The sequence below is a fragment of the Microcystis sp. LEGE 08355 genome, assembly GCF_015207185.1.
Taxonomy (GTDB): Bacteria; Cyanobacteriota; Cyanobacteriia; order Cyanobacteriales; family Microcystaceae; genus Microcystis; species Microcystis panniformis.
In genome coordinates, this window is the sequence record NZ_JADEXI010000844.1 from 1 (window position 1) to 1,503 (window position 1,503).

Sequence of the window (1,503 nt, forward strand, 5' to 3'; positions counted from 1 at the left end):
GAGACATTACCGCAATTTTTGTCAATTGTTTGCGATCTGGAGCGAACTAATCAATTAAATCTCTTGCCAGATAAGGATTTAGTCGATTTATGCCCCCATATCGAACCATACCAAGTCCCGAAGAGCCTAAATCCGACTATTGAGCTTAAACCTACGGCAATTAAGCCTAATACAGTTGAAGGTTCGGGAGTCGTCATAGCTGTTTCAAAATAATGGCTCCCAGTCAAAATCCATAAAATTTAATAACATTGCCCTAATGATGACCTCAAGGTAACTATCTGACTTTTAGTGCCTACTTATCATTTTTGGCAATATTTTATAGACTAGGAATATAGAGATAAAAAAGAGGAAAACCGATGATTACTATACGCAAGGCGGAGGAAAGAGGCCACGCTAACTATGGTTGGTTGGATACCTATCATACCTTTTCTTTTGCCCAATATTATGATCCCCAACAGATTAATTTTAGGAGTCTCAGAGTTATTAATGAGGATAAAGTGATTGGGGGAAAAGGATTTCACACCCACGGACACCAGGATATGGAGATTTTAACCTATGTTTTGGCGGGAGAACTAGAACACCAAGACAGTCTCGGCACGGGTTCCGTGATTCGACACGGTGAAATTCAACGGATGAGCGCAGGAACAGGGATAAAGCACAGTGAATTTAATCATTCTGCCACTAATCTCCTCCATCTTCTGCAAATTTGGATTATTCCCGACCAAAAAAATCTAGAACCCAGTTATGAACAAAAAGCGATCGCATTTTCTCCCCATACCTTACAACTAATCGCTTCTCCCACCGGTGCCGGTAATGCGGTTAAAGTCCATCAAGACGTTAATCTCTACGCGGGAATTCTGCCCCCAGGCCAGTCCCTGACTCATCCCTTAGCTCCCAGTCGTTATGGCTGGTTACAAGTGGCTAGAGGGCAAATAACCCTAAATAGCGTGCATTTACAAGCGGGGGATGGAGCGGCAATTAGCGAGGAAACTTCCTTGGCTATTCAATCTCTAGAAGACTCGGAAATTTTGCTTTTTGACCTAGGGTAAGGGGGTTGAGTGTTAGGAACCCTAGGGGCCAAGTTTTGCCGCCAATTCCCCGGCCGACTTTCAGCCATCAATACTGTCCACCACGCTGAGAAAATCGTTATGGATTAGCTCGGCGATAAAATTCTCCGGATCGGTGATAGGAACAGTAACGCCTTGGCTGGCTACCATATGTGCAGCCATCCGAGTCATGAATTCCTGTCTTGTTTCCGTCATTCTCCCCTGACATTGTTGTAATTTTTCTACCAATTCCAGTGGGGAATCGGCCACCAGTTTATCTCCCTCGCGGGTGACATAAATTGTCATCTTTCCTACCTCCTAAATGATTGGGAACGAGAATTCGGCACTACTAAACCACTTCTTTTCTCGCTATCATTATTGCCAGTTAGTTAGTCCCAGCCTCGTCCGTCTTTCCCTGTTTCCATTATTTTTTCTGGCTCGTCGCCGGGTAATTATT

3 protein-coding genes are annotated in these 1,503 nt (G+C 44.0%); 1 reads left to right on the plus strand and 2 read right to left on the minus strand.

Annotated elements, in window-relative coordinates:
* Positions 1 to 50 precede the first annotated feature (50 nt).
* Positions 51 to 197, minus strand: coding sequence for a PEP-CTERM sorting domain-containing protein (locus IQ242_RS26535; RefSeq protein ID WP_155120177.1), 147 nt, complete (start codon positions 195 to 197; stop codon positions 51 to 53).
* Between the two features lie 159 nt (positions 198 to 356).
* On the opposite strand from IQ242_RS26535, the gene IQ242_RS24580 reads away from it, so the two are divergent.
* Positions 357 to 1,049 carry a pirin family protein gene (locus IQ242_RS24580; protein WP_193961754.1) on the plus strand — a complete coding sequence of 231 codons (693 nt, stop codon included), beginning with the start codon at positions 357 to 359 and terminating at the stop codon, positions 1,047 to 1,049.
* 60 nt (positions 1,050 to 1,109) lie between these two features.
* Here the strand turns inward: IQ242_RS24580 and IQ242_RS24585 are convergent, their stop codons facing one another.
* The gene (locus IQ242_RS24585) at positions 1,110 to 1,352 is read right to left on the minus strand and encodes a hypothetical protein (RefSeq protein ID WP_002769725.1); all 243 of its coding nucleotides are present in this window, start codon (positions 1,350 to 1,352) and stop codon (positions 1,110 to 1,112) included.
* Positions 1,353 to 1,503 lie beyond the last annotated feature (151 nt).